General features: G+C 66.5%; 21 protein-coding genes and 1 tRNA gene. 2 read left to right on the top strand and 20 right to left on the bottom strand.

Annotated elements, in window-relative coordinates; translation table 11 throughout:
- Window positions 1–48 precede the first annotated feature (48 nt).
- Window positions 49–741, bottom strand: coding sequence for an OmpA family protein (locus tag ABNS06_RS06700; RefSeq protein ID WP_348673399.1), 693 nt, complete (start codon window positions 739–741; stop codon window positions 49–51).
- A 25-nt stretch (window positions 742–766) separates the two neighbouring features.
- Complete coding sequence (gene rnr, locus ABNS06_RS06705; protein WP_348673400.1) at window positions 767–2,980, bottom strand: ribonuclease R; 2,214 nt, start codon at window positions 2,978–2,980, stop codon at window positions 767–769.
- Window positions 2,981–3,046: 66 nt separating this feature from the next.
- Here rnr and ABNS06_RS06710 point away from each other — a divergent pair.
- A tRNA-Leu gene (locus ABNS06_RS06710) sits at window positions 3,047–3,133 on the top strand.
- A gap of 193 nt (window positions 3,134–3,326) precedes the next feature.
- Here the strand turns inward: ABNS06_RS06710 and ABNS06_RS06715 are convergent.
- The 12 genes from ABNS06_RS06715 to ABNS06_RS06770 all read right to left on the bottom strand — a co-directional run bounded on the left by ABNS06_RS06715 (window position 3,327) and on the right by ABNS06_RS06770 (window position 16,117).
- Window positions 3,327–4,625 carry an adenylosuccinate synthase gene (locus ABNS06_RS06715; RefSeq protein WP_348673401.1) on the bottom strand — a complete coding sequence of 433 codons (1,299 nt, stop codon included), beginning with the start codon at window positions 4,623–4,625 and terminating at the stop codon, window positions 3,327–3,329.
- Window positions 4,609–5,790, bottom strand: a complete 1,182-nt coding sequence (locus ABNS06_RS06720; protein WP_348673402.1) for an ATP phosphoribosyltransferase regulatory subunit — start codon at window positions 5,788–5,790, stop codon at window positions 4,609–4,611. Before ABNS06_RS06720 ends, ABNS06_RS06715 begins: the two co-directional genes overlap by 17 nt.
- Complete coding sequence (locus ABNS06_RS06725) at window positions 5,787–5,972, bottom strand: DUF2065 domain-containing protein (protein WP_348673404.1); 186 nt, start codon at window positions 5,970–5,972, stop codon at window positions 5,787–5,789. The genes ABNS06_RS06720 and ABNS06_RS06725 overlap by 4 nt, the downstream gene beginning before the upstream one ends.
- Window positions 5,973–6,017: 45 nt before the next feature.
- The gene (gene hflC / locus ABNS06_RS06730) at window positions 6,018–6,890 is read right to left on the bottom strand and encodes a protease modulator HflC (RefSeq protein ID WP_348673405.1); all 873 of its coding nucleotides are present in this window, start codon (window positions 6,888–6,890) and stop codon (window positions 6,018–6,020) included.
- The gene (gene hflK / locus ABNS06_RS06735; protein ID WP_348673406.1) at window positions 6,890–8,041 is read right to left on the bottom strand and encodes an FtsH protease activity modulator HflK; all 1,152 of its coding nucleotides are present in this window, start codon (window positions 8,039–8,041) and stop codon (window positions 6,890–6,892) included. Before hflK ends, hflC begins: the two co-directional genes overlap by 1 nt.
- A gap of 76 nt (window positions 8,042–8,117) precedes the next feature.
- Window positions 8,118–9,401 carry a ribosome rescue GTPase HflX gene (hflX, locus tag ABNS06_RS06740; RefSeq protein WP_348673407.1) on the bottom strand — a complete coding sequence of 428 codons (1,284 nt, stop codon included), beginning with the start codon at window positions 9,399–9,401 and terminating at the stop codon, window positions 8,118–8,120.
- A 106-nt stretch (window positions 9,402–9,507) separates the two neighbouring features.
- Window positions 9,508–9,756: an RNA chaperone Hfq gene (gene hfq, locus ABNS06_RS06745; RefSeq protein ID WP_348673408.1), complete on the bottom strand. Its 249-nt coding sequence runs from the start codon at window positions 9,754–9,756 to the stop codon at window positions 9,508–9,510.
- 144 nt (window positions 9,757–9,900) lie between these two features.
- Complete coding sequence (gene miaA, locus ABNS06_RS06750; RefSeq protein ID WP_348673409.1) at window positions 9,901–10,845, bottom strand: tRNA (adenosine(37)-N6)-dimethylallyltransferase MiaA; 945 nt, start codon at window positions 10,843–10,845, stop codon at window positions 9,901–9,903.
- Window positions 10,842–12,668: a DNA mismatch repair endonuclease MutL gene (gene mutL, locus ABNS06_RS06755; RefSeq protein WP_348673410.1), complete on the bottom strand. Its 1,827-nt coding sequence runs from the start codon at window positions 12,666–12,668 to the stop codon at window positions 10,842–10,844. Before mutL ends, miaA begins: the two co-directional genes overlap by 4 nt.
- Window positions 12,669–12,700: 32 nt before the next feature.
- Window positions 12,701–14,029: an N-acetylmuramoyl-L-alanine amidase gene (locus ABNS06_RS06760; RefSeq protein WP_348673411.1), complete on the bottom strand. Its 1,329-nt coding sequence runs from the start codon at window positions 14,027–14,029 to the stop codon at window positions 12,701–12,703.
- A gap of 127 nt (window positions 14,030–14,156) precedes the next feature.
- The gene (tsaE, locus tag ABNS06_RS06765; RefSeq protein WP_348673412.1) at window positions 14,157–14,633 is read right to left on the bottom strand and encodes a tRNA (adenosine(37)-N6)-threonylcarbamoyltransferase complex ATPase subunit type 1 TsaE; all 477 of its coding nucleotides are present in this window, start codon (window positions 14,631–14,633) and stop codon (window positions 14,157–14,159) included.
- Entirely contained in the window at window positions 14,630–16,117 is a 1,488-nt protein-coding gene (locus ABNS06_RS06770) for an NAD(P)H-hydrate dehydratase (RefSeq protein ID WP_348673414.1), read from the bottom strand. The genes tsaE and ABNS06_RS06770 overlap by 4 nt, the downstream gene beginning before the upstream one ends.
- Before the next feature lie 41 nt (window positions 16,118–16,158).
- Between ABNS06_RS06770 and queG the strand changes: the two genes are divergently transcribed.
- Window positions 16,159–17,220 carry a tRNA epoxyqueuosine(34) reductase QueG gene (queG, locus tag ABNS06_RS06775; protein WP_348673415.1) on the top strand — a complete coding sequence of 354 codons (1,062 nt, stop codon included), beginning with the start codon at window positions 16,159–16,161 and terminating at the stop codon, window positions 17,218–17,220.
- On the opposite strand, the gene ABNS06_RS06780 is transcribed toward queG, so the two are convergent.
- The 6 genes from ABNS06_RS06780 to panB all read right to left on the bottom strand — a co-directional run bounded on the left by ABNS06_RS06780 (window position 17,205) and on the right by panB (window position 22,488).
- The gene (locus ABNS06_RS06780) at window positions 17,205–18,098 is read right to left on the bottom strand and encodes a PA2778 family cysteine peptidase (protein ID WP_348673416.1); all 894 of its coding nucleotides are present in this window, start codon (window positions 18,096–18,098) and stop codon (window positions 17,205–17,207) included. The genes queG and ABNS06_RS06780 overlap by 16 nt on opposite strands.
- Before the next feature lie 17 nt (window positions 18,099–18,115).
- Window positions 18,116–18,484, bottom strand: a complete 369-nt coding sequence (locus ABNS06_RS06785; RefSeq protein WP_348673418.1) for a PA2779 family protein — start codon at window positions 18,482–18,484, stop codon at window positions 18,116–18,118.
- A gap of 84 nt (window positions 18,485–18,568) precedes the next feature.
- Window positions 18,569–20,215, bottom strand: coding sequence for a glucose-6-phosphate isomerase (gene pgi, locus ABNS06_RS06790; protein WP_348673419.1), 1,647 nt, complete (start codon window positions 20,213–20,215; stop codon window positions 18,569–18,571).
- Window positions 20,216–20,264: 49 nt separating this feature from the next.
- Window positions 20,265–20,645, bottom strand: a complete 381-nt coding sequence (gene panD / locus ABNS06_RS06795; protein WP_348673420.1) for an aspartate 1-decarboxylase — start codon at window positions 20,643–20,645, stop codon at window positions 20,265–20,267.
- A gap of 161 nt (window positions 20,646–20,806) precedes the next feature.
- Window positions 20,807–21,667, bottom strand: coding sequence for a pantoate--beta-alanine ligase (gene panC, locus ABNS06_RS06800; protein WP_348673421.1), 861 nt, complete (start codon window positions 21,665–21,667; stop codon window positions 20,807–20,809).
- Complete coding sequence (gene panB, locus ABNS06_RS06805; RefSeq protein ID WP_348673423.1) at window positions 21,664–22,488, bottom strand: 3-methyl-2-oxobutanoate hydroxymethyltransferase; 825 nt, start codon at window positions 22,486–22,488, stop codon at window positions 21,664–21,666. The genes panC and panB overlap by 4 nt, the downstream gene beginning before the upstream one ends.
- Window positions 22,489–22,517 lie beyond the last annotated feature (29 nt).

The following is a 22,517-nucleotide window of genomic DNA, read 5'->3' on the forward strand; positions in this document are numbered from 1 at the left end:
CAAAGCGGGGGCCGCATGGGCCCCCGCCAGTCTTGCGGTGATCGACGATTATGCGCCCAGGTAAGGCGGCGGCGTGTAGGCCTGCTGCTCCTGCCCCTCGACGATCGGCTTGATCACGATGTCGACCCGGCGGTTGCGGCGTTGGCCGTCCTTGCTGCCGTTGTCGGCGATCGGCTCGGCTTCACCCCGCCCTTCGGTCAGCAAGCGCGCGGTGTTGAGCCCGTTGGAGGTCAACGCCGAGGCCACCGCCGAGGCACGACGCTCGGACAGGCCCTGGTTGTAGCTGTCCGATCCGGTGCTATCGGTATGACCGACGACATGGATGATCGTCTTGTCGTAATCCTTCAGCACGGAGGCGATCTTGGCGTAGGTGGCCTGCGCACTGGACTTGATCGCGGCGCTGTCGAAGTCGAACGTCGCGTCGGACGCGATGCCCACCTTCAGCGCATTGCCACTTAGGCGCGTGATGTTCAGTTCGCCGCGTGCCTGCTCGGCCGCCAGTTCGCGTTCCAGCTCCGCTGCCTGCTTGTCCTGGTAGTGACCGACCGCGCCACCGGCCAGGGCACCCACCGCAGCACCGATGTAGCGACCCTTGTCGCCGTCGACCTGGTGTCCGGCAACGGCACCGACGAGGGCGCCAATCGCCGCACCGGTCTTGGCCCGGCGATTCGGGTCATCGGTCGCGCAACCGGCGACCAGAACCGCCGACGCCACGCCCAGACCGAGAATCGTGTTACGCATTCCAACTTTCTGCCGCATTTCCATCTCAGCTCCTTGTTTTCCCAGACCGGCCTTCCACCGGTTCGAAATCAATCTTGCGCTCGTCGAGGTCGACGCGCACGACCTTGACGGCCATGCGATCCGAGAGACGGTACATCCGACCGGTCCGCTCCCCTCGCAAGCGGTGATACTTGGATTCGAAATGATAGTAGTCGTTCCGTAACTGGCTGACATGAACGAGACCGGTCACCGCCAGGTCATCGAGTTCGATGAACAGGCCGAATGAGGTCACGCCGACGATCAGGCCTTCGAACACATCACCCACGCGGTCGAGCATGAACTCGCATTTCAGCCAGTCCATCACGTCGCGCGTCGCCTCGTCAGCTCGCCGCTCCGTGCCGGAGCAATGCGCCCCTGCCTGGGTCATCTCCTCTGTGCTGTAGTCGTGCGCGCCCGTGGTCGTTCCCTTGCAAAGCCGCTTGAGCCCGCGGTGAACGATCAGGTCCGGATAGCGCCGGATCGGTGACGTGAAGTGCGCATAACGCTCCAGCGCGAGTCCGAAATGCCCCTGATTCTCCGGCTGGTACACCGCCTGGGCCATCGAGCGCAGCAACACGGTCTGGATCAGGCGCGCATCGGGCCGGCCGGCCACCTCCTCCAGCAACCGGGAGAAGTGCTGCGCCTCCGGTTTCTGGCCACCGCCGACCCCGAGCCCCCACTCCGCGAGGAACGCCCGCAGATCTTCCAGGCGATCCCCGGGCGGCTGCTCGTGCACGCGGTAAAGCGTCGGCTGCTTGGCGCTCTCCAGGGCCCTGGCCGCCTGCACGTTCGCGGCGATCATGCATTCCTCGATCATCTTGTGCGCGACATTGCGCACCACCGGGACCACGCGCTCGATCTTGCGGTCGCGACCGAAGATGATCCGCGTCTCGGAGGATTCGAAATCGATCGCGCCACGCGAGTCCCTCGCATCGCGCAAGGCCTCGTACAACGCGTGCAGGGCCGTCAGATGCGGCATCAGCTTGGCGCGCTCGCCGCGCGTCGCCGCGGCCTCGTTGGCCAGCAGCTCAGCAACCTCGTCGTAGGTCAGCCTCGCCTGCGAGCGCATCACCGCCTCGTAGAAGCGCCCTCGCTTGACCTCGCCGTTCTTGCCGACCTGCATCTCGCAGACCATGCACAGCCGGTCGACATGCGGGTTGAGCGAGCAGAGCCCGTTCGACAGGATCTCCGGCAGCATCGGAATCACGCGCTCCGGGAAATACACCGAGTTGCCGCGCTTGTAGGCTTCCTGATCCAGCGGCGTGCCGGGCTGGACATAGGCCGAGACGTCGGCGATCGCCACGTACAGCTTCCAGCCACCCCGCGTGGGCTTGGCGTAGACCGCGTCGTCGAAGTCGCGCGCGTCGGCCCCGTCGATCGTGACCAGCGGCAGATCCCGCAGATCCTCGCGGCCGGCCTTGTCGGACTCCGCGACCTCGGCGGACAAGCCCGCGATCTGCTCGTCGACCGCCTCGGGCCACTCGTACGGAATGCCATGCGAGCGCACGGCGATGTCGATCTCCATGCCCGGTGCCATGTGGTCGCCAAGCAACTCCTTGACGCGCCCGATGGGCTTGCCGCCGCGGCTCGGCTGCTCGATCAGCTCGACCGTGACGATCTGCCCGTGGCAGGCACCGTTGAGATCATCCGGGCTGATCATGATGTCCTGGGCGATACGACTGTTGTCGGGCACGACGAAACAGACCCCGCGTTCGATCATCAGACGCCCGACGACGGTGTCGTTCCCGCGCTCCAGCACCTCGACCACCGAGCCTTCCTTGCGACCACGGCGATCCTCGCCAGTGATGCGGACCAGCGCGCGATCGCCGTGCAGCAGGCGACGCATCTCGCGCGGGCTCAGGAAGATGTCGTCACCGCCCGCGTCGGGTTGCAGGAAGCCGAAGCCGTCGCGATGACCGATCACCCGGCCGGGCACGAGATCCATGCGCTTGGGCAGGCCCAGTGCGCCGCGACGGTTTTCCACCAGCTGACCGTCGCGGATCATCGCGCCAATCCGGTGAGACAGGCCCGTCTGCGCCTCATCGTCCTCGGCGAGGCCGAAATGCCGCAGCAACGAATTGCGACTCATCGGCCGCCCGTGCTCCGTCAGTGTTTCCAGAATGAATTGCCGGCTGGGGACCGGCGAGGCGTAGCGCTGCTGTTCCCGCTCGAACGCGGGATCGGCCGCGGCCCACCCTTTTTTACGCTGTTTTTTGCTCATGTTTCTGAGTCCTTGGAATCAGGCGTTGACAAGGTCAACGCCCATCGATAATCTCCGCCGCCGCTTGCCGAGGTGGCGGAATTGGTAGACGCGCTGGCTTCAGGTGCCAGTGGGGGAAACCCCGTGGAGGTTCAAGTCCTCTCCTCGGCACCATCGCTTCCGGATCTCTCTTGATCCGGCGATGGTTGCCCGGCAAGCGGCCCGGTGGATTGACGGCGATTCTCGCCTCTCCACCTGCTCGCGCAGACCTGCGCATCCTCTTGAAAGAAATCGAACGCCCATCCGACCGGATCGGGCGCTGCCATGCTGAATCGCCGCCCGCGGTGATGACGCGGGCGGCATCCTATCATCCCAGCGGATGACGCCGGACGATGGTCTGGGTGCGGTCCGGTCCGGTGGAGACCAGATCGATCGGCGTGCCGACCAGTTCCTCGATACGCAGCAGGAACGCCTGCGCCGCCGCGGGCAACGCCTCGAAGCTGTCCACACCCACCGTCGACTGCTGCCAGCCGGGCATGCTCTCGTACACCGGCTCGCAATCGGCCAGGGCTTCGGCGCCGCCCGGCAGGTGATCGACCAGTTCGCCGTCACGCCGATAGCCCGTGCAGATCGAGATGCGTTCCATCTCGTCGAGCACGTCCAGCTTGGTCACGCAAAGCCCGCTGATGCTGTTGTAGATCGCCGCGCGGCGCAACGCCACCGCGTCGAACCAGCCGCAGCGACGCGGCCGCCCCGTGGTGGCGCCAAATTCCGCGCCACGCGCGGCGATGGACTGGCCGATGTCGTCAAACAGCTCGGTCGGAAACGGCCCGGCACCGACGCGCGTGGCATAGGCCTTGACGATGCCCAGCACGTAGTCGATCTGGCGAGGGCCGATTCCGGTCCCGGTGCAGGCGCCACCGGCCGTCGTGTTGCTCGACGTCACATAAGGGTAGGTGCCGTGATCCACGTCCAGCAGCGAACCCTGAGCGCCCTCGAACAGCACGTTCTCACCGGATTCGCAGGTTTCGTGCAGATGACGGGTCACATCCCCGACCATGGGCGCGATACGTTCGGCGTACTCGAGCTGCTGCTCCAGAATCGCCTGGAAATCATGCGCCGGCTCGTTGAAGTAGCGCGTGAGCACGAAATTGTGGAAGTCGAGCATCTCGCCCAGCTTGGCTGCCAGACGCTCGCGGTGGAACAGGTCGTCGATACGCACCGAGCGCCGGGCCACCTTGTCCTCGTAGGCCGGACCGATACCCCGACCGGTGGTACCGATCTTCGCCGAGCCACGCGCCTTCTCGCGCGCCAGATCCAGCGCCTTGTGGGTGGGCAGGATCAGCGGACAGGACGGGCTGATCATCAACCGCTCCTCCGCCGGCACGTCGCGGCCCGCGAGCATGTCCAGCTCCTCGATCAGCGCGTCGGCGGCGATGACCACGCCGTTGCCGATCAGGCAGCGGACATCGTCGCGCAGAATGCCGGAGGGAATCAGGTGCAGGACCGTCTTTTCACCGTCGATCACCAGCGTGTGGCCGGCGTTGTGGCCGCCCTGAAAGCGCGCCACCGCGGCACAGCGATCGGTCAGCCAGTCGACGATCTTGCCCTTGCCCTCGTCGCCCCACTGGGCGCCGATTACCACCAGATTACGACCTCGGGTCATCGATGCTTCCCTGTTGAATGGTCCATCGGGATTCCTGCAACGCCAGATGGCGATCATGTTCGGGACAGGCCTGACCGGGCAGCGCCTGCACCACCACCTCGCCGCCCGCCCGCAACTCACGCACGCGGGCATCCAGCGCCGGATCGGCAACGCCGGGGGCGAGTATCACCGATACCCGCTCCGCGGCGCGATTGGCCACGCGCGTCAGCACATTGAGGTCCGACGAGAAGCCGGTGGCCGGTCGACCACGCCCGAAGGCTTCGCCGACGAAATCGTAGCGCCCGCCGCGCGCCAGCTCGCGGCCATGTTCCTCGACGAAGGCCGCGAACACCACGCCCGTGTGGTAGTGGTAGCCACGCAACTCGGCGAGGTCCACATGCACCGCCAGATCGGGTTCCTGCGCCGCCAGCCAGCCGCAAAGCCCGGCCAGCTCGTCCAGCGCCGCGTCGATATCAGGCGAGATGCCCGCCAGCGCGGAGCGCGCCGTCTCCAGCACGTCCGGCGTTCCGTTGAGCCGCATCAGCACACCAAGCTGGTCGGCCAGCGCGTCGCCGATGCGCGGCCGCATCCATTCCAGGTCGGGTACCGACTTGCGTTGCAACACATTGAACACGTCGGCTTCCAGATCGGGCGAAAGCGCCGCTGGCGCCAGCAGCGCGCGAACCACGCCGACATGCCCCAGATCCAGATGGAAGTTGTCGATGCCGGCGGTGCGCAGCGTCGCGATCATCAGCGACAGCACTTCCCGATCGCTCTCCACGCCGGCATGCCCGAACAGCTCGACCCCGATCTGACGCAGGGCCCGGGAACTCGCGGCCATGCCGGGCCGAGCGCGCAGCACCGTGCCGGTGTAGCAAAGGCGCGCCGGCGAGTCGGCCAGCATCCGGTTGGCGTCAATGCGGGCGATCTGCGGGGTCATGTCCGCGCGCAGCCCCATCAGCCGGCCGTTGTTCTGATCGGTGAGCTTGAACGTCTGCACGTCCAGCTCACGACCGGCGCCAGTCAGCAGGGACTCGATGTACTCGATCAGCGGCGGCAGCACGAAGGCGTAGCCCCAGGACCGATAGAGATCGATCAGGTCACGGCGCAGGGTTTCCAGCACCCAGGCATCCGGCGCCAGTACTTCCTCCACGCCATCCGGCAAAGTCCAGGCATGAAACGTCATCGCATCACTTGCAGCAGAGCGAGGCCGGCGATCATGGCGATCAGCCCGGCGGTACGGAGCGTGCGATCGTCCGCGGCGGCCACACGCGCCAGCAGCAATCGCCAGTGAGTGGGTGACACGAACGGCATCATGCCCTCGATGATCAGCACCAGCGCTACCGCGCGGGCGATATCCTGCCACATGCCGTCAGTTCACCCCGTGGAACGCGAGCCGGTTCGGACGGACGCCTAGCGCCCGTCCGCCCCGTTCTTGAAGTAGCGGAACAGCTCGCTGTCGGGCTCCAGCACGAGCACGTCGCTGCGACCCTGGAAGCCGGTCCGATAGACGTCAAGGCTGCGGTAGAAGTTGTAGAACTCGGTGTCCTCGCCGTAGACGTTGGCGTAGATCGCGGCGGCCTCGGCGTCGCCCCGCCCTCGATGTTCCTCGGCCTCACGATAGGCCTCGGCAAGCATCACCTGACGTTCGCGTTCGGCCGCGGCACGAATCTTCTCGGCCTCCTCCGCCCCTCGGGCACGGAAGTCGGCGGCCACGCGCTGGCGCTCCGAGCGCATGCGGTTGTAGACCGAGTCGCTGACGTCATCCGGCAGGTCGATGCGCTTGATCCGCACGTCCACCAGATCGATGCCGAACTCGGCGATCTTCTCGGCGGCGTTGGCTTCCATCGAGCGCATGATGTCGTTGCGCTCGCCGGACACCGCCTGACGGATGGTGCGATTGCCGAACTCGTCACGCAGCCCCTGGTTGATGATGGACGACAGCCGCGAGAGCGCATTGCTCTCCAGGCCGCTGGTGGCGCGGTAGTACTGCGCCACATCGGCGATGCGCCATTTGACGTAGAAATCCACCTTCACGTTCTTCTTTTCGAGCGTGAGGTATTCCTCGGCATCGGCATCCAGCGTCAGCACCCGCGAATCGAAGGACCGGACGTTCTGGACCAGCGGCAGCTTGAAGTGCAGACCGGGCTCGCTGTCCGACCGCTTGATCTGGCCAAGCTGGAACACCAGCACCTTCTCGCGCTGGTCCACGACGAACACCGAATCCAGCGCCAGGAAGGCCGCCAGCAGAACGATGACCAGCAGAAACAGTTGCTTACCAGACATTAGCGGCGCCCCCGGTTACGGCTGTCTTCGAAGGTCGAGCGATAGTTGGTCGAACTCGAACCGTTGGTGGAACCACCGTCCGAACTGCTGTTCCGATCGCTCTGGCGCCGTGCCTCCACCGCGCCCATGGACTGAATCATCTGATCCAGCGGCAGATACATCAGCGAATTGCCGTCCTTCGAATCGATCATGATCTTGCTGGTGCTGCCCAGCACGTCGTTCATGGCGTCCAGGTACAGACGGTCGCGCGTGATCTGCGGCGCCTGCTTGTACTCGGTGAGCAACGCGCCGAAGCGGGCGGTTTCACCCTTGGCCTCGGCGACCACGCTTTCCCGATAACCCTGGGCCCGCTCGATGTCACGCGCCGCCGCGCCGCGCGCACGCGGCAGGATGTCGTTGGCGTAGGCCTGGGCCTCGTTGATCAGGCGCTCCTGGTCCTCGCGCGCCTTGATCGCATCGGCGAAGGCACCCTGCACCGCCTGCGGCGCCGTGGCTTCCTCCAGGTTGACCTCGGTCACGAGCAGGCCAGCGTCGTAGCTGTCGATGGTTTCCTGCAGCAACTCCTTGGTGCGCGCAGCCACCGCTTCACGACCGGCGGTCAGAATGAAGTCCATGTCGGACTTGCCGACGACCTCGCGAATCGCCGACTTGGTCGCCTCCTTGAGGGTGCGGACGGGGTCACGAACGTTGAACAGGTATTCCTCGGCCGAGCGCACGCGGTACTGCACCTGCAGGCTGACGTCGACGATGTTCTCGTCCTGCGTCAGCATCGACGCACGTTCGGTCAGCGCGTTCACCGAGGTCACGTTGACCCGCTCCACGGTCTGGATCGGCGTTGGCACATGCCAGCGCAGACCAGGCTCGGTGGTGCTGATGTACTGACCGAACTGCAGGACCACGCCACGTTGCTGCTCGTCGACGACATAAAAGCCGGACAGCAGCCAGAGCGCGACCACGCCGCCGATGATCAGCGGCAGCAGGCTCTTGATCAGCTTGCCGCCACCTCCGCCGCCGCCGCTACCGCCCGATCCTCCACCGGAGAAGCGTTCGCGCAGTTTCTTGAGCATTTCGTCGAGGTCGGGTGGTCCCTGATTCGGGCCACGTCGGCCCCAGGGATCCTGCCCGTTGTTGCCGGGCTCATTCCAGGCCATGAAGGTCTCCGTTGGAGTGCATGGGTCGGTCAAGTCAAAACGGCGGGCATTCTACCAGCCCTGTCCATCTCGCGATTCAGGCATGCAGCCGATCGGGGTCCACGCCTTCCTGACGGCAGATGCGATCGAACTGCGAGTGGGGAATCGCCAGCTCCAGCTCCTGCTCGCCGGAGTCCAGCGCGGTCTCGCGGTGCACGGCGCCGGTCGCGAACAACCGGGAGCGCAGTCGGCCCGCGTCCGCGGGAATCCGCACCGTCATCCTCGCCATGTCGGGACGCAGCCGCAGAGCGATGGCATCCAGCAACTCATCCAGACCTTCGCCCTTGAGCGCCGAAACGTGGACGCGGACCGGCAGGCCGTCCTCGCCATTGATGACACCAACCCCGAACTGGTCGCTGGCATCCACCTTGTTGTAGACCTCAAGCCGAGGGCGCTTGTCCGCGCCGATTTCCTTGAGCACCGTCTCGACATCGCGCATCCGCGCCCCACGCTCGGGGTCCGAGGCGTCGACAACGTGCAGGATCAGATCCGCCTCGATCGTCTCCTCCAGCGTGGCGCGGAAGGCGGCGACCAGTTCATGCGGGAGGTCGCGGATGAACCCCACGGTGTCGGCCAGCACGGCCGGCTCGCCAGCCGGCAGTTCCAGTTGCCGCAGGGTCGGGTCCAGGGTCGCGAACAGCTGATCCGCCGCGTAGACACCCCCCGTGGTCAGCGCGTTGAACAGGGTCGACTTGCCGGCATTGGTGTAACCAACCAGCGATACGGTGGGCGCGGCATTGCGGCGACGGGCCTGCCGGCCCAGTTCGCGGCGGGCGCGCACGTCGTCGAGCCGCCGCTTCAGGTTCTTGATCCGCTGCGCCAGCAGGCGCCGGTCAGTCTCGAGCTGGGTTTCCCCCGGCCCGCGCAGGCCGATGCCACCCTTCTGACGCTCCAGATGCGACCAGCCGCGCACCAGCCGCGTGGCCAGATGCTCGAGCTGGGCAAGCTCCACCTGCAGCTTGCCCTCGTGCGAACGGGCGCGCTGGGCGAAGATGTCCAGGATCAGCCCGGCGCGATCCAGCACCCGCGCCTTGACCCGGGATTCCAGATTCCGCTCCTGGCTGGGACTGAGGTCGTGATTGACGATGACGACCTCGGCGTCCAGCGCCTGGACCTGCTCGGCGATTTCCTCGGCCTTGCCGGAACCCACGAAATAACGGGGATCCGGCGTCTGTCGCCGCCCTCCGATCTCGCCGACGATCTCTCCGCCGGCGGACACGACGAGTTCGACGAATTCGGCATGCGATTCGTCGAAATCCCATTCGTTGAAATCAAGATGCACGAGCAGCGAGCGCTGCCCGAGTTTCGGACGTTCAAACATGGATGCCTGCCTCCGGGGCGACTGTACGCCCCAGTTGCATGGAACGGGTGTTCAGGCCCGCCCCGCGTTCATACGGACATCCCGGCAGACGGATACGCCGATCCGCCTAGTCCTCTTCGCTCGCGCCGTATCCCAAGCCCTCGGTCACCCGGACATTGCGGGCCGGAACGACGGTGGAAATGGCGTGCTTGTAGACCATCTGGCTGACGTTGCTCTTGAGCAGCACCACGAACTGATCGAAGGATTCGATCTGCCCCTGCAATTTGATGCCGTTGACCAGATAAATAGAAACCGGGATGCGTTCCTTGCGCAGGATATTGAGAAAAGGCTCCTGCAAAATTTGTCCCTTAGACATGACCCATCCTTTTGGCGCGAGCCGGGCGTTTGAAACCCAAGTTATTATGTGGAGTCGGTGGTGACCGCGACCCGAGCACTCTTCGACGACAAACCGCCGGTTTCGGCGAGCGATCGGGTTTTGCTTAGCCTACCATATGGTCGGTTATCCGCCAGACAACAGATGGTCTTTTGTGAGCGCCACGACACGCTCTCGCGGCGCCTCGTCCGCGCGGAGCCAGCGCAGCGCAGGTTCCTTTCTCAGCCACGTCCATTGACGCCGCGCCAGCTGCCGCGTGGCCGCCTTCCCCGCCTCCACCGCCTCGTCCAGGGAGCAATCCCCGTCGAGGTATCTCCACAACTGGCGGTAACCAACACTGCGCATTGAGGGATAATCCGCCCTCAGCCCGGGCCTGCGGCGCAGGGTTTCCAGCTCTTCGAGGAAACCATCGCGCATCATCTGGTCAAAACGCGCCCCGATCCGGGCGTGCAGCGCGGCCCGGTCGTCATCACCAATCGCCATTGACAGCACCGACCATCCCTCCGCCCTGGCCGGCGAGACGAGATGGCGGAAATGCTCGCTGGGCGTACGCCCCGACAGTTCGATGATCTCCAGCGCGCGCTGAATGCGCTGGGCGTCGTTGGGATGAATGCGGCTGGCGCTGTCCGGATCATGTGCCGCCAGTTCGGCATGCAGCGCGGGCCAGCCCCGCACGGCGGCGCGTTCGGCGATGGCGGCCCGGACACGCGGATCGGCGCTGGGCAGTTCGCTCAGACCATGCAGCAGCGCCCGATAGTAGAGATGCGTGCCGCCGACCAGCACCGGCAGCCGACCGGCCTCGTGCGCCCGCCCGATATGCCGGGTGGCGTCCTGGACAAAGCGGGCCGCCGAGTAGGCGTCCTCGGGTTCGCAGCAGTCGATCAGGGCATGCGGGTACCGGCGCAGCGTGTCCGCATCCGGCTTGGCGGTGCCGATGTTCATGCCTCGATACACCAGCGCGGAATCGACACTGATCAAGTCGACGGGCAAGGCATCGGCGAGCGCCAGGCCCAGCTCGGTCTTGCCCGTCGCGGTCGCACCCATGAGGCAGACGACCGGCCGGAAGCTCATCGCCCCCGCTGGAACAGGCGGTCCAGCTCCCGGAGACTGATCTGCACCCAGGTCGGGCGTCCGTGGTTGCACTGGCCGCTGCGCTCCGTGCGTTCCATGTCACGCAACAACGCATTCATCTCGGCCAGCGTCAGCTGACGGTTCGCTCGCACCGAGGCATGACAGGCCAAGGTGCCCAGTCGTTCGTCACTCAGCCGGCGCAGCTCCCGGCTGGCGCCGGCCTCCTGCTCCATCCTGCCCAGCAGATCCACCAGCAGCGCGGCGATGTCGAGATCGGCCAGCGCCGTGGGGACACGGCGAACGGTCACCGTGGTCGGGCCGGCGCGGGTCAGTTCGAAACCACCGTCAGACAACGCCTGCTCGCTGGCCTCGGCCAGATCGGCCTCGCGCTCGGACACCGAGACATCCAGCGGCACCAGCAGCGGCTGGCTGGGCACCACCCCGGCGTCACGCTGCCGCTTGAGCGTCTCGTAGACGATACGTTCATGCGCCGCGTGCATGTCCACGCAGACCAGTCCCTCGGCATTCTCGGCGAGGATGTAGATGCCGTGGAGCTGGGCGCGCGCGTAACCCAGCGGCGGAATCTCGGCGGATTCTCCGGCGTCCGCACGCGGCGGTTCCACCAGCGCCGCGGCGGCCTCACCGTTCCAGGCCGCCGCCGGCTCGGAGGCGACGGGCCGGGCCGCCCAGTCATAGAGGCCGCGACTCTCCCCAGTCGCGAACCGCAGTCCCGACTGACCGCCACCGGGTGCGTAGCCACCACCCTCCCTGGCCTGCGCCGCGGCGGGGGGTGCGAATTCCGCGTGATGCGGCTTGCTGGGCGCCGCGCCGGACAGCGCCTGGGAGACCACATGCGACAGAAAGCCGTGAATCTTGCCCTGATCGCGAAACCGCACTTCGTGCTTGGCCGGATGGGCGTTGACGTCGACACCGGCCGGGTCCATTTCCAGGAACAGGACATAGGCGGGCTGACGCGCATGATGCAGGACGTCGCCATACCCCTGTTTGATCGCATGTGTCACGACCTTGTCCCGGACCGGGCGGCCGTTGACGAACATGTACTGCCAATCCGCCTGCGCCCGCGCGATGGACGGCTGACCCAGCCAGCCCCACAGACGCAGGCCGGCCCGCGACTCGTCGATCTCGACGGCGTGGTCGACGAAGCCAGCGCCAACCACGTCGGCGATGCGGGCGGCACGGCGCGCGGCGGTCTGCGCCGGCGGATAGTCACGCACCACGCGGCCGTCATGCGACAGACGGAATCCGGTCTCGAATCGGCTGAGCGCCGTGCGCCGCAGCATCCGGTCGATATGGCGGAACTCGGTCTGCTCGGTACGCAGAAACTTGCGCCGCGCCGGCACGTTGTGGAACAGGTCCCGCATTTCCACGGTGGTCCCCCGTGCATGCGCACAGGGCGCCGGCTCGAGACCGGCGTGAAACGGACCCGCGACCTCCCAGCCACCGTCATCGCCGGTCGCAGAGCGGATGGTCAGACGGGACACCGACGCGATGCTGGGCAGCGCCTCGCCACGAAAACCCAGGGTGCCCACCCGCTCCAACTCGTCCAGCGACGCGATCTTGCTGGTGGCATGCGGCGCCATCGCCAGGGAAATCTCGGCATGGGGAATGCCCTGCCCATCATCGCGGACACGCAGCAGACGAATGCCGCCGCCGCCCGCTTCCACGTCGATCCGGCTGGCACCGGCATCAATGGCGTTTTCGAGCAATTCCTTGAGTACCGAGGCGGGTCTTTCAATGACCTCGCCAGCGGCGATCTGGTCGATGAGTTCAGGCGGGAGCTGGCGGATCGTTCGTGCTGACATGGGCGCATGGTAGCGCCGACGGAACCCCTGACCTAGCGCGTACTCGGGATCGTCAGCTCATCACCGATGCGGATCGTGTCCGAGACCAGGCCGTTGGCCACGCGCAGCGCGGCCATGCTGGTGCTGAAGCGCGCCGCGATCTCGGACAGCGTGTCGCCACGCTGCACCGTGTAGGCGTCCGCCACCGGCTCCACCGGGCCACCCGGCCCGGAAGCGACCGTCGTCCGTGGGCGGTAATCGGAAAAATAGCCCTGAATGCCGCTCAGCAGGTTCCGCGCGAGCCGGTCCTGGAAATTGCGGTCGGTCAGGCGGCGCTCCTCCTCGGGATTGGAGATGAACGCGGTTTCCACCAGCACCGAGGGAATATCCGGGGCCTTGAGCACCATGAAGTTCGCCTGCTGCACGGTCTTGCTGTGCAAGCGGTTGATCGTCCCCATGCCGCCGAGCATGCGCTCAGCGGCATCGAAGCTCGCCTCCAGCGCCGCCGTCTGGGAGATGTCGATCAGCACCGATGCCAGCACGTCGTCCTTGTCGTCCAGACGAACGCCGCCAATCAGGTCGGATTCGTTCTCGCGACGGGCCAGAGTGCGCGCATGCTCGGAGGATGCGCCGCGCTGGGACAGGACATAGACGCTGGAACCCCGGGCGCGACGATCCGTGAACGCATCGGCGTGAATCGACACGAACAGATCGGCCTGGGCCTCGCGAGCACGACGAGTGCGCTCGCGCAGGTCGATATAGTAGTCACCGTCCCGGATCAGCACCGCCCGCATGTTGGGCTGAGCATTGACGAGACTGGCCAGACGCCGGGAGATCGCCAGTGCGACATCCTTTTCCTTGGTGCCGCGCGCGCCGCGTGCGCCCGGATCCTCACCGCCATGTCCGGCGTCGATGGCGATGATGATGGGCTTGTCCGTCAGGGCGACCGCCGGGGCCGGTGCAGAAGCGGATTCACTGCCCGTGTCCGCCCGCGGAATCGCCGGGGTCCCGGTATCCAGGTCCACCACAAGCCGATGTCCGTAACGGCCACTGGGCGGCAGGGTGAAGGACTTGGCGCGCACCGATTGCTGCAGGTCCACGACCAGTCGGAGCATGTCCGGCTCGCGCTGACCCGTGCGCACCCGGTTGACGATGCCCTGCCCGTCAGCGCCGCCGATGCCGCCGCGAGCGGCATCCGGAACATCGATGACGACCCGAGCGGGGTTATCGAGCGTGAACAGCTTGTGGTCGATGGCACCGGAAAGATCGAACACCACCCGCGTGGAATCAGGCCCGGGCCAAACCCGAATGTCCTGCAATTCCACACGCGCAAAGGCGCCCCAGGCCGCTGAACAACCCAGCAGCACCAACGCCAAATTCACAGATGTTCGTCCAAGGCGCCGACGCATGCTGGCTCCCCTGCACCCGAATCCGACGATGACGATAGCCCCGATCCTCGAATCGCGCAAGAGTTTTGTCGATGTTTTTTAGTGAGTTAGAGCAACTAACTCAGGTATTGAGTTTGAATTCACCCCTAAGCAACTCAACAAACGTGTGTCCATCGACCGATCCGGACCTCACCGTCACCATTCGCCCGCCCTGCGCGTAGGCCAGATCAATCTGCAAGTCGAAGCGGTCGGCGAGGCCGGTGATCCGCTCCGGCCACTCGATCAGCAGCAGATCGGGTTCGGCATCGTCCACACCCAGTTCGTCCCATTCCGACTCATCGCCCAGACGATAGAGATCCAGATGCCAGACACACCGGGACAACTCATAGGGCTCGACCAACGTGTAGGTGGGACTGGGCACCGGCCCCTGCCAACCCATGGCCTGGAGCACACCGCGGACCAGCGTGGACTTGCCGGCGCCCAGCGGGCCGTTCAATGCCACCCAGGCGCGACGGGATTCGGTCGCGCGGGCCAGCGCCGCCCCGAGTTCCAGCGTTGCGGCCTCGTCCGGAAGCGCCCAGGAGACGGAGTGCGTCATGGTCGCGGCAGCACGCGCGGCAGCGCATCAATCAGATCGCCGGGCAGCAGGCTGGCCTGGCCGAGACGGGCGGCGGCGACATCGCCGGCCCGGGCATGCGCGAGGACGGCCCCGCCGACCGCGTCGACACTGGCGCCGCGCCCAGCGACAACGCCACCGATGATGCCGGACAGAGCATCGCCCATGCCGCCGACGCCCATGCCGGGATTGCCCGCGGTGCAGACGGTCGGCAGACGCTCGGGCGCCGCGAGCCATGTCCCCGCCCCCTTGAGCACCACGGTGCAATTCCATCGCGCCTGCAACGCCAGCGCCGATGCCAGACGATCGGCCTGCACCTCGCTGGTCGCGCACTCGAGCAGGCGCGCGGCCTCACCGGGATGCGGCGTGATCACGATCTGCGGTGACAAGTCCCGAGGCTCGCCGGCAATCAGATTCAGCGCATCGGCATCCAGCACCACGGGGCGGCCGGCCGCCTGCTCCAGCACGGCCGACAGCAATGCCCTCCCCCAGTCGCCCTGGCCAAGACCCGGCCCGCAGACGATGGCTGAAGCCGGTTCCAGCCAAGGCGCGATGCGCTGGGGGTCAACCGCGGCCCGGACCATGATCTCGGCCTGCGCGAGCGGCAGGAACGCGGCATGGTCCGGGTGCGTGATCACGGTCACCAGACCGACACCGCTGCGCAGTGCAGCGCGCGCGGCCATCAACACCGCGCCGGGCATGCCAGCCTGCCCACCGACCACGACCAGGTGCCCGAAGTGTCCCTTGTGCATGTCGGAACCGCGCCGGGGCCACGCTGCCTGCAGATCGTCATCACCCAGCACGCCGGCGACCGGGGAGACATCCGCAAACGCGGCGGCCGGCACGTCGCAGTCGGCAAACACGACCTCACCGACACAGGCCGCAGCGGCACCCTGGAACAGCCCGAGCTTGCGCGCGATGAACGTCACCGTCGCATCGGCATGCACCGTCACGCCCAGCGGCGTGCCGGTCCGCGCATCCAGACCCGACGGCACATCCAGCGCGAGTGTCGGCGCGGATGCGGCGTTGACGCGCTGCACCCAGGCCGCGGCCCGCCCCTCGATCGGCCGCGCCAGCCCGATCCCGAACAGCGCATCGACGATCACGTCCGCGCCGTCCAGCTCGATCGCGGACTCCGGACAGCATTGTCCGCCAGCCGCCACGAACGCCTGCCAGGCTTCGGCAGCGGCACCGGCGAGCCGCTCCGGCTCGCCCAGCAGCAGGAGCTGGACCTCGAATCCGCCCTCAATCGCCTGACGCGCGAGATCAACCCCGTCACCGCCGTTGTTACCGCCACCGGCCAGCACGAACAGACGCCGGGCCTGCGGCCAGCGCTCGCGCAACACCTGTAGGGCGGAACCGGCCGCGCGGCGCATCAGTTCGTAACCGGGAATCCCGCAGTGCTCGATCGCGGTGGCGTCGATCCGGCGGACCGCATCAGGCAGATAAAGCTGTGCATCGCTCATGCACGGCATTATAGGAGCGTGCCGACTCCAGCCCCGACACCATGAGCGCCGACTATCAGGACCTCGCCCACGCGATCCGCGAATGGGCCGTGGAACTCGGATTCCAGTCTGTCGGGATCACCGGTTTCGACCTGGGCGCCGACGTCGCCCATCTGCACCGCTGGCTGGCCGAAGAGCGCCACGGCACCATGGCCTACATGCAGCGGCATGCCGGGCTGCGCGCCGACCCGGCCCGCTTGCAGCCGGAAGCCATCCGCTCGATCTCGGTCCGCATGAACTATGTCGGGGAAACCCCGGCGCAGATGCAGGCCTGTCTCGACGACGCGAACCGGGCCTACATCTCCCGCTACGCTTTGGGCCGCGACTATCACAAGCTGCTGCGCAAACGCCTGAAGACCCTGAGCCAGCGCATAGCCGACGTCGCCCCCGAGGCCTTGAGCCGCCCCTTCGTCGACAGCGGACCGGTCCTGGAGAAGGCGCTGGGCCGCGACGCCGGGTTGGGGTGGATTGGCAAGCACACCCTGTTGCTGCATCGCGAGGCGGGCTCCTGGTTCTTTCTCGGCGAAATCCTGACCAACCTGCCGCTGCCGGTGGATGAGCCCTCCGGGGTTCGCGACCTCTGCGGCAGCTGTTCGGCCTGCATCGACATCTGCCCCACGCAGGCCATCACCGGGCCGCGACAACTGGATGCACGGCGATGCATCTCCTATCTGACCATCGAGCATCGCGGCCCGATTCCGGAGCCGCTGCGCCCAGCGATGGGCAACCGGATCTTCGGCTGCGATGACTGTCAGCTGGTCTGCCCGTGGAACCGGTACGCCCAACCCACGGTGGAACCGGATTTCGCCGCCCGCCACGGCCTGGACTCGGCCTCGCTGGTCGAGCTGTTCGCCTGGGACAGAACGATGTTCCTGGACCGCACCGAGGGCATGCCGTTGCGCCGCAGCGGCTACGAGGGCTGGCTACGCAACCTGGCGGTGGCGCTGGGCAACGCGCCCACCAGCGAGCCGGTGGTTCACGCGCTGCGGCAACGTCGCGATGATGCGTCCGAACTGGTCCGCGAACACGTGCGCTGGGCCCTGGGGCGTCACGGCGTCAACTGACAACGCGCCGTGCCCGCGTAGTCCTCGAACTCGCGGACGGTCTGGCGCGCATAGTCGGCGGACGACGCGCGCAACTGACCGACCAGTGGCGCCGCTCGATCCGGGCACCCCAGCTCCAGCAGGGTCGAGACGAGGTTGTTCACCGCGGGCGTCCAGTCCGGACCCAGCGACACCGCACGCTCCAGCGCGACCTGCGCCGCCGGCCAGTCCCCCCGCGCCGCCCGCGCGTTTCCGAGCGCAAACCAGGCCAGCTTGTCGTTTGGCCAGCGCCGGACCGCCTGTTCCAGCGCGATCACGCCGTCATCGGCATGACCGGTGTTCGCCAGATCATCGGCCGCGCGAACCCATTGCTCCGTGGTGACCGCATCAGGCACATGCGCGGGATGGGCGACGATGAAACCCCAGTAATCGGCCAGCTTCCAGGCGCGCGTGAAATCCGCATGCGGCATCCAGCGGCGCTTCGTGGTGCCTGAGCGCAGAATCCAGCCATCGTCGGCGTGCCCGATGACCACCGCGTAGTGCCAGACCGGCAACCAGCGCACACCAAGATTCAGCAACACCAGCGTGGGGTAGCCAGCGCCGACCGCGGCGTTCAGCGCGTCGGTATCGGGCTCGATCCGGATCGGAAGCCGGCCGGCCCGGCGCGTCGCGGCAAGCAGCTCCGGCTGCAGGCTGCCCTTGCGCCCCTCGACCCAGACCTGTTCGACCAGCCTGTACGGGGTGGTTTGCGCCCCACTATCGACCAGCACGGTCGCCAGCGCCGCCGGCCCGCACTGATACGCGGACTGGGGAAAGAAGGGTGTCTGAACGAGCTCGGCGCCGCTGACTGGCGGCGCCGAGGGTTGCAGATGGGCGCAGCCACCCAGCAGGGCGGCCACGAGAATCAGTCGGGCGTTCAGAATCCGCTGAAGATGTTGGTGACGCCGACCAGTTCCAGAATGAGCAGAACGATGAACACGATGCCGACAACCTCGATCACCCCGGCACCCGCCGGCAACTGATCGAATTCATTGGCCATCATGGCCAGTTCCTGGTCCGTCATCGCGCTGAGCCGGGCATCGATCATCTCCTCGGAGACGCCATGGGCCAGCAGTTCCTGCCTGACTTCGTCCCGGGAAAGCACTCGGTCGATCTCGGCTCGGTGATCGGCTCGCAGGGCATCCTGCGTGCCCACCATTGCCGCAGAAGCCGCCCCCAGAACCCCCATGTTCACCAGGATTCCGACCATCATGGCCACGATCCAGCGGGTCGCACTTCGCATCATTTCGCACTCCATTGCTGCACAGTGAAGAAATACAGTAGCTCAACTCGAGCCACTTGAGGGTGGACAATTGGCGGCGACGTCGGTTCAGTCGACGCGCCAGCCCGCCTGGACGCGATGCATCAGCGCGGTGGTCGACGCATCGTGCGAACCGGCCTGCCCTGACGCCAGTTCCTGCTCGATCACGGTCGCCAGCTGCTTGCCCAGTTCGACGCCCCACTGATCAAAGGCGTTAATGCCCCAGACCACGCTCTGAATGAAGACCTTGTGCTCGTAGAGTGCGAGCAGGGCGCCCAGCGCCGCGGGATCGATCGTGGGCAGCAGAATGGTCGTGCTGGGTCGACTGCCTTCGAACACCCGATGCGGCACGGCATCCTCCAGCGTCTCGCCGCTCATGCCCTGCCCCGCCAGTTCCTCACGAACCTGCTCGGCCGACTTGCCCTGCATCAGCGCCTCGCTCTGCGCCAGACAATTGGCGACGAGCATCCGGTGCTGGTGGTCCTGCCCGTGTGTCAGGCGAACCGGCAGGATGAAGTCGATCGGCAGCGGTTGCGGCCCCTGATGCAACATCTGGAAGAACGCATGCTGGCCGTTGGTGCCGACATCACCCCACAGCGCGGGCACGGTCTGATGCTCGGTGGCATGGCCATCGCTGCGCACCGACTTGCCGTTGGATTCCATTTCCAGCTGCTGGAGATAGGCGGGCACCCGTGCCAGCGCCTGCGCGTAGGGCACGATCACCTGCGACGGCAGCCCCAGCGCATTGCTGTTCCAGATGCCCACGAGCGCCATCCAGGCCGCGGCGTTGGATTCCAGCGGCGCGGCGCGAACATGTTCGTCCATCGCATGAGCGCCGGCGAGCAACGCCCGGAAGCTGTCCATGCCTAGCGCCAGGGCGATCGACAATCCGACGGCCGACCACAGCGAGTAACGACCGCCTACCCAGGACCAGAAGCCGAACATGTTCTGCGGATCGATCCCGAATGCGCTGACGCGCTCGGCGGCCGTCGAAACCGCCACGAAATGTTTGGCCACCGCCGCCTGGTCACCCAGCGCATCGACCAGCCAGGCCCGCGCCGTGGTCGCGTTGGCCAGTGTCTCGGCGGTCCCGAAGGATTTCGACGTCACGATGAACAGCGTGGTCTGCGGCTTCAGCCCCCGCAGCACCCGCGTCAATTCGGTGGCGTCGACGTTGGAGACGAAATGCGGGCGCGGCCCGCGCACCGACTCGGCCAATGCCTCGCAGACCATCCGTGGCCCCAGATCGGAGCCACCGATGCCGATATTCACGACATCGGTAATCGGTTCACCGGTGAATCCGACCCAGGCGCCGGTGCGCACGCGATCGTCAAAGGCCTCGATGCGATCCAGCACGCCGTGGACATCCGATGCGATCGCCGGGCCGCCTGGTGGATTGGCTGCGTCCTTCGGGGCACGCAGCGCCATGTGCAACGCCGCCCGGCCCTCGGTGAAGTTCACCGCGTCCCCGGCGAACTGCTGACGAATCTGCGCGGCGACGTCGGCCGACCGGGCCAGTACACGCAGCGCCTCCATCGCGTCGTTGTCGATGCGTTGCTTGGAGAAATCCAGATGCAGTCCGGCAACATCCAGACTCATTCGCTCGACGCGCGCGGCGTCGGCTGCGAACAACGATCGCGTCGGGATCGAACGCAAACGGGCCGCGTGCCGCGCGACCTCGGCCCAGGCGTCAGCCGACGCGCCGCGCGGGCGCATCAGCGGAGGGAAACGGTTTGGGGGATTCGGGTACCGGGAACCGGCCCCATCAGGCGGCCTGTACCGGAATCGTGTTCCGGGAGTGGGTCACCTGGTTCGTCTCGTCGAGATAGACCAGACGCGGATTGTGACGCCGCGCCTCGGCTTCATCCATGCCGCAGTAGGCGCAGATGATCAGGCGATCACCCGGCTGCGCCTTGTGGGCGGCGGCGCCATTGACGGAGATCACCCGCGAGCCCCGCTCGCCGAGAATGGCGTAGGTTTCGAAGCGTTCACCATTGGTGACGTTGTAGATCTGCACCTGTTCGTATTCCAGGATGCCGGCGGCATCCAGCAAATCCTGGTCGATTGCGCAGGAACCCTCGTAATCCAGCTCGGCATGCGTCACGCAGGCGCGATGGAGCTTGGCTTTCAACAGGGTGACGTTCATAGGGCGAACCTCGCCGAGGCTTGTGACCGAACTCTGCGGTTGAAGTCAGTGTTTATCAAGAGTGGAGAGCTGGCGCAGAACCGGGCTCAGGAGGACGGCAGACTGCCTCATCTCACGATCCCCGCACCAGCCAGATAGTTTAGTTCGCGATGCCGCGAGGCTCAAGCGTCCAGGGCGGGATCATCCAGCCGGATGTTGTCGATCAGCCGCGCGGCCCCCAGCACGGCGGCCGCCAGAATCACGAAGTCGTCATCCTCCGGCAAGGCCGGCCCGAGGTCGGGTGCGACGATGTCGAAGTACTGCGGCTCGAAGCCGGCGGTAACCAGATGCGCGCGCGCGGCGGTCTCCAGCGCCCGGAAATCCCGAACGCCCCGCTTCAGCGCCCGCGCCGCGGCCAGCAGCTCGCGGCGCAGCATCGCCGCCCGGTCGCGTTCCTCGGCCGAGAGGTAACGGTTGCGGCTGCTCATCGCCAGTCCGTTGTCCTCGCGGACGGTGGGGCCGGACAGAATCTCCACCGGCATGTGCAGTTCACGCGCCATCGTCCGAAACACCAGCAGTTGCTGGTAATCCTTCTCGCCAAAAATCGCGACGTCGGGCCGGACCAGGTTCAGCAGAATCGTCACCACGGTCGCCGCGCCGACAAAATGCCCGGCGCGAAATTCCCCGCAGAAGCGCTCGACCAGCCCGTTGACGACCACGTTGGTGGCGATCGGATAGCCGCGCGGATACATGGCCTCGACCGATGGTGCGAACACCACGTCGGGAGCCAAAGGCTCCAGCTGCGCCATGTCTTCCGTCAGCGTGCGCGGATAGCGCTCAAAATCCTCGCCCGGGGCGAATTGCAGCGGATTGACGAAGATGCTGACGACGGTGCGATCGGCTACCGGCCGGACCTGCTCGACCAGGGACAGGTGCCCCGCGTGCAGATTGCCCATGGTCGGCACCAGCGCCACCCGTTCACCGGCCGCTTGCCATTCCGCGCGCAGCGAACGCAATTCGTCGATGCCGTGGACCAGCTTCATCCGAACCCGTGGGTCGGCTGCGGATAGGCGCCGCTCTTGACCTCCTGGACATAGGCAGCAAAAGCCGCCTGCACGCCGCCGGTTTCGGCCATGTAGTCCTTGACGAAACGCGGCCTGCGGCCGGTGGTCACGCCCAGCATGTCGTGCATGACCAGAATCTGCCCGTGCGCATGCGGACCGGCGCCAATTCCGATCACCGGCACCGAGGTGGCCTCAACCACGCCCTGGGTGACCGCATTGGGCACGCATTCGAGCAACAGCATGTCGGCTCCGGCCTGCTCCAGTTCGCGGGCGCGATCGACGATCGCCTGCGCCGCCGAGGCCTCGCGCCCTTGCACCTTGAAACCACCGAGCTTGTGGACGAGCTGCGGCTGCAGCCCCAGATGCGCGCAGACCGGGATGCCCTGGTCCGCCAGCGCGCGTGTCACCGCGACCTGGGAGTCGCCGCCTTCGAGCTTGACCATGCGGGCGCCGGCCTCCTGCATCATCCGCCCGGCCTGCTCCACCGCGAACGCCGGCGAGCGCACGCTGAGAAACGGCATGTCGGCAACCACCCACGGCCGCCGAACCGCCCGGTTGACGCATTGCGTGTGGTAGATGATGTCGTCGACGCGCACCGGCACGGTGCTGTCATGTCCCTGCACGACCATGCCCAGGGTGTCGCCGATCAGGATCAGGTCGACGCCGGCGGCTTCCTGCGCCGCGGCAAAGGTCGAATCGTACGCGGTCAGGCAGGCGATCGGCTCGCCCGCCTCGCGCATGGCTCTCAGATCACCCAGCGTCAGCGGCTTGCTGTCCGGGGATGGTGCGCCAGCGTTCATCTTGGCTCCGGGGAAAAAACGCGCGCGAT

The sequence above is a fragment of the uncultured Abyssibacter sp. genome, from assembly GCF_964000955.1.
Lineage (GTDB): Bacteria > Pseudomonadota > Gammaproteobacteria > Nevskiales > OUC007 > Abyssibacter.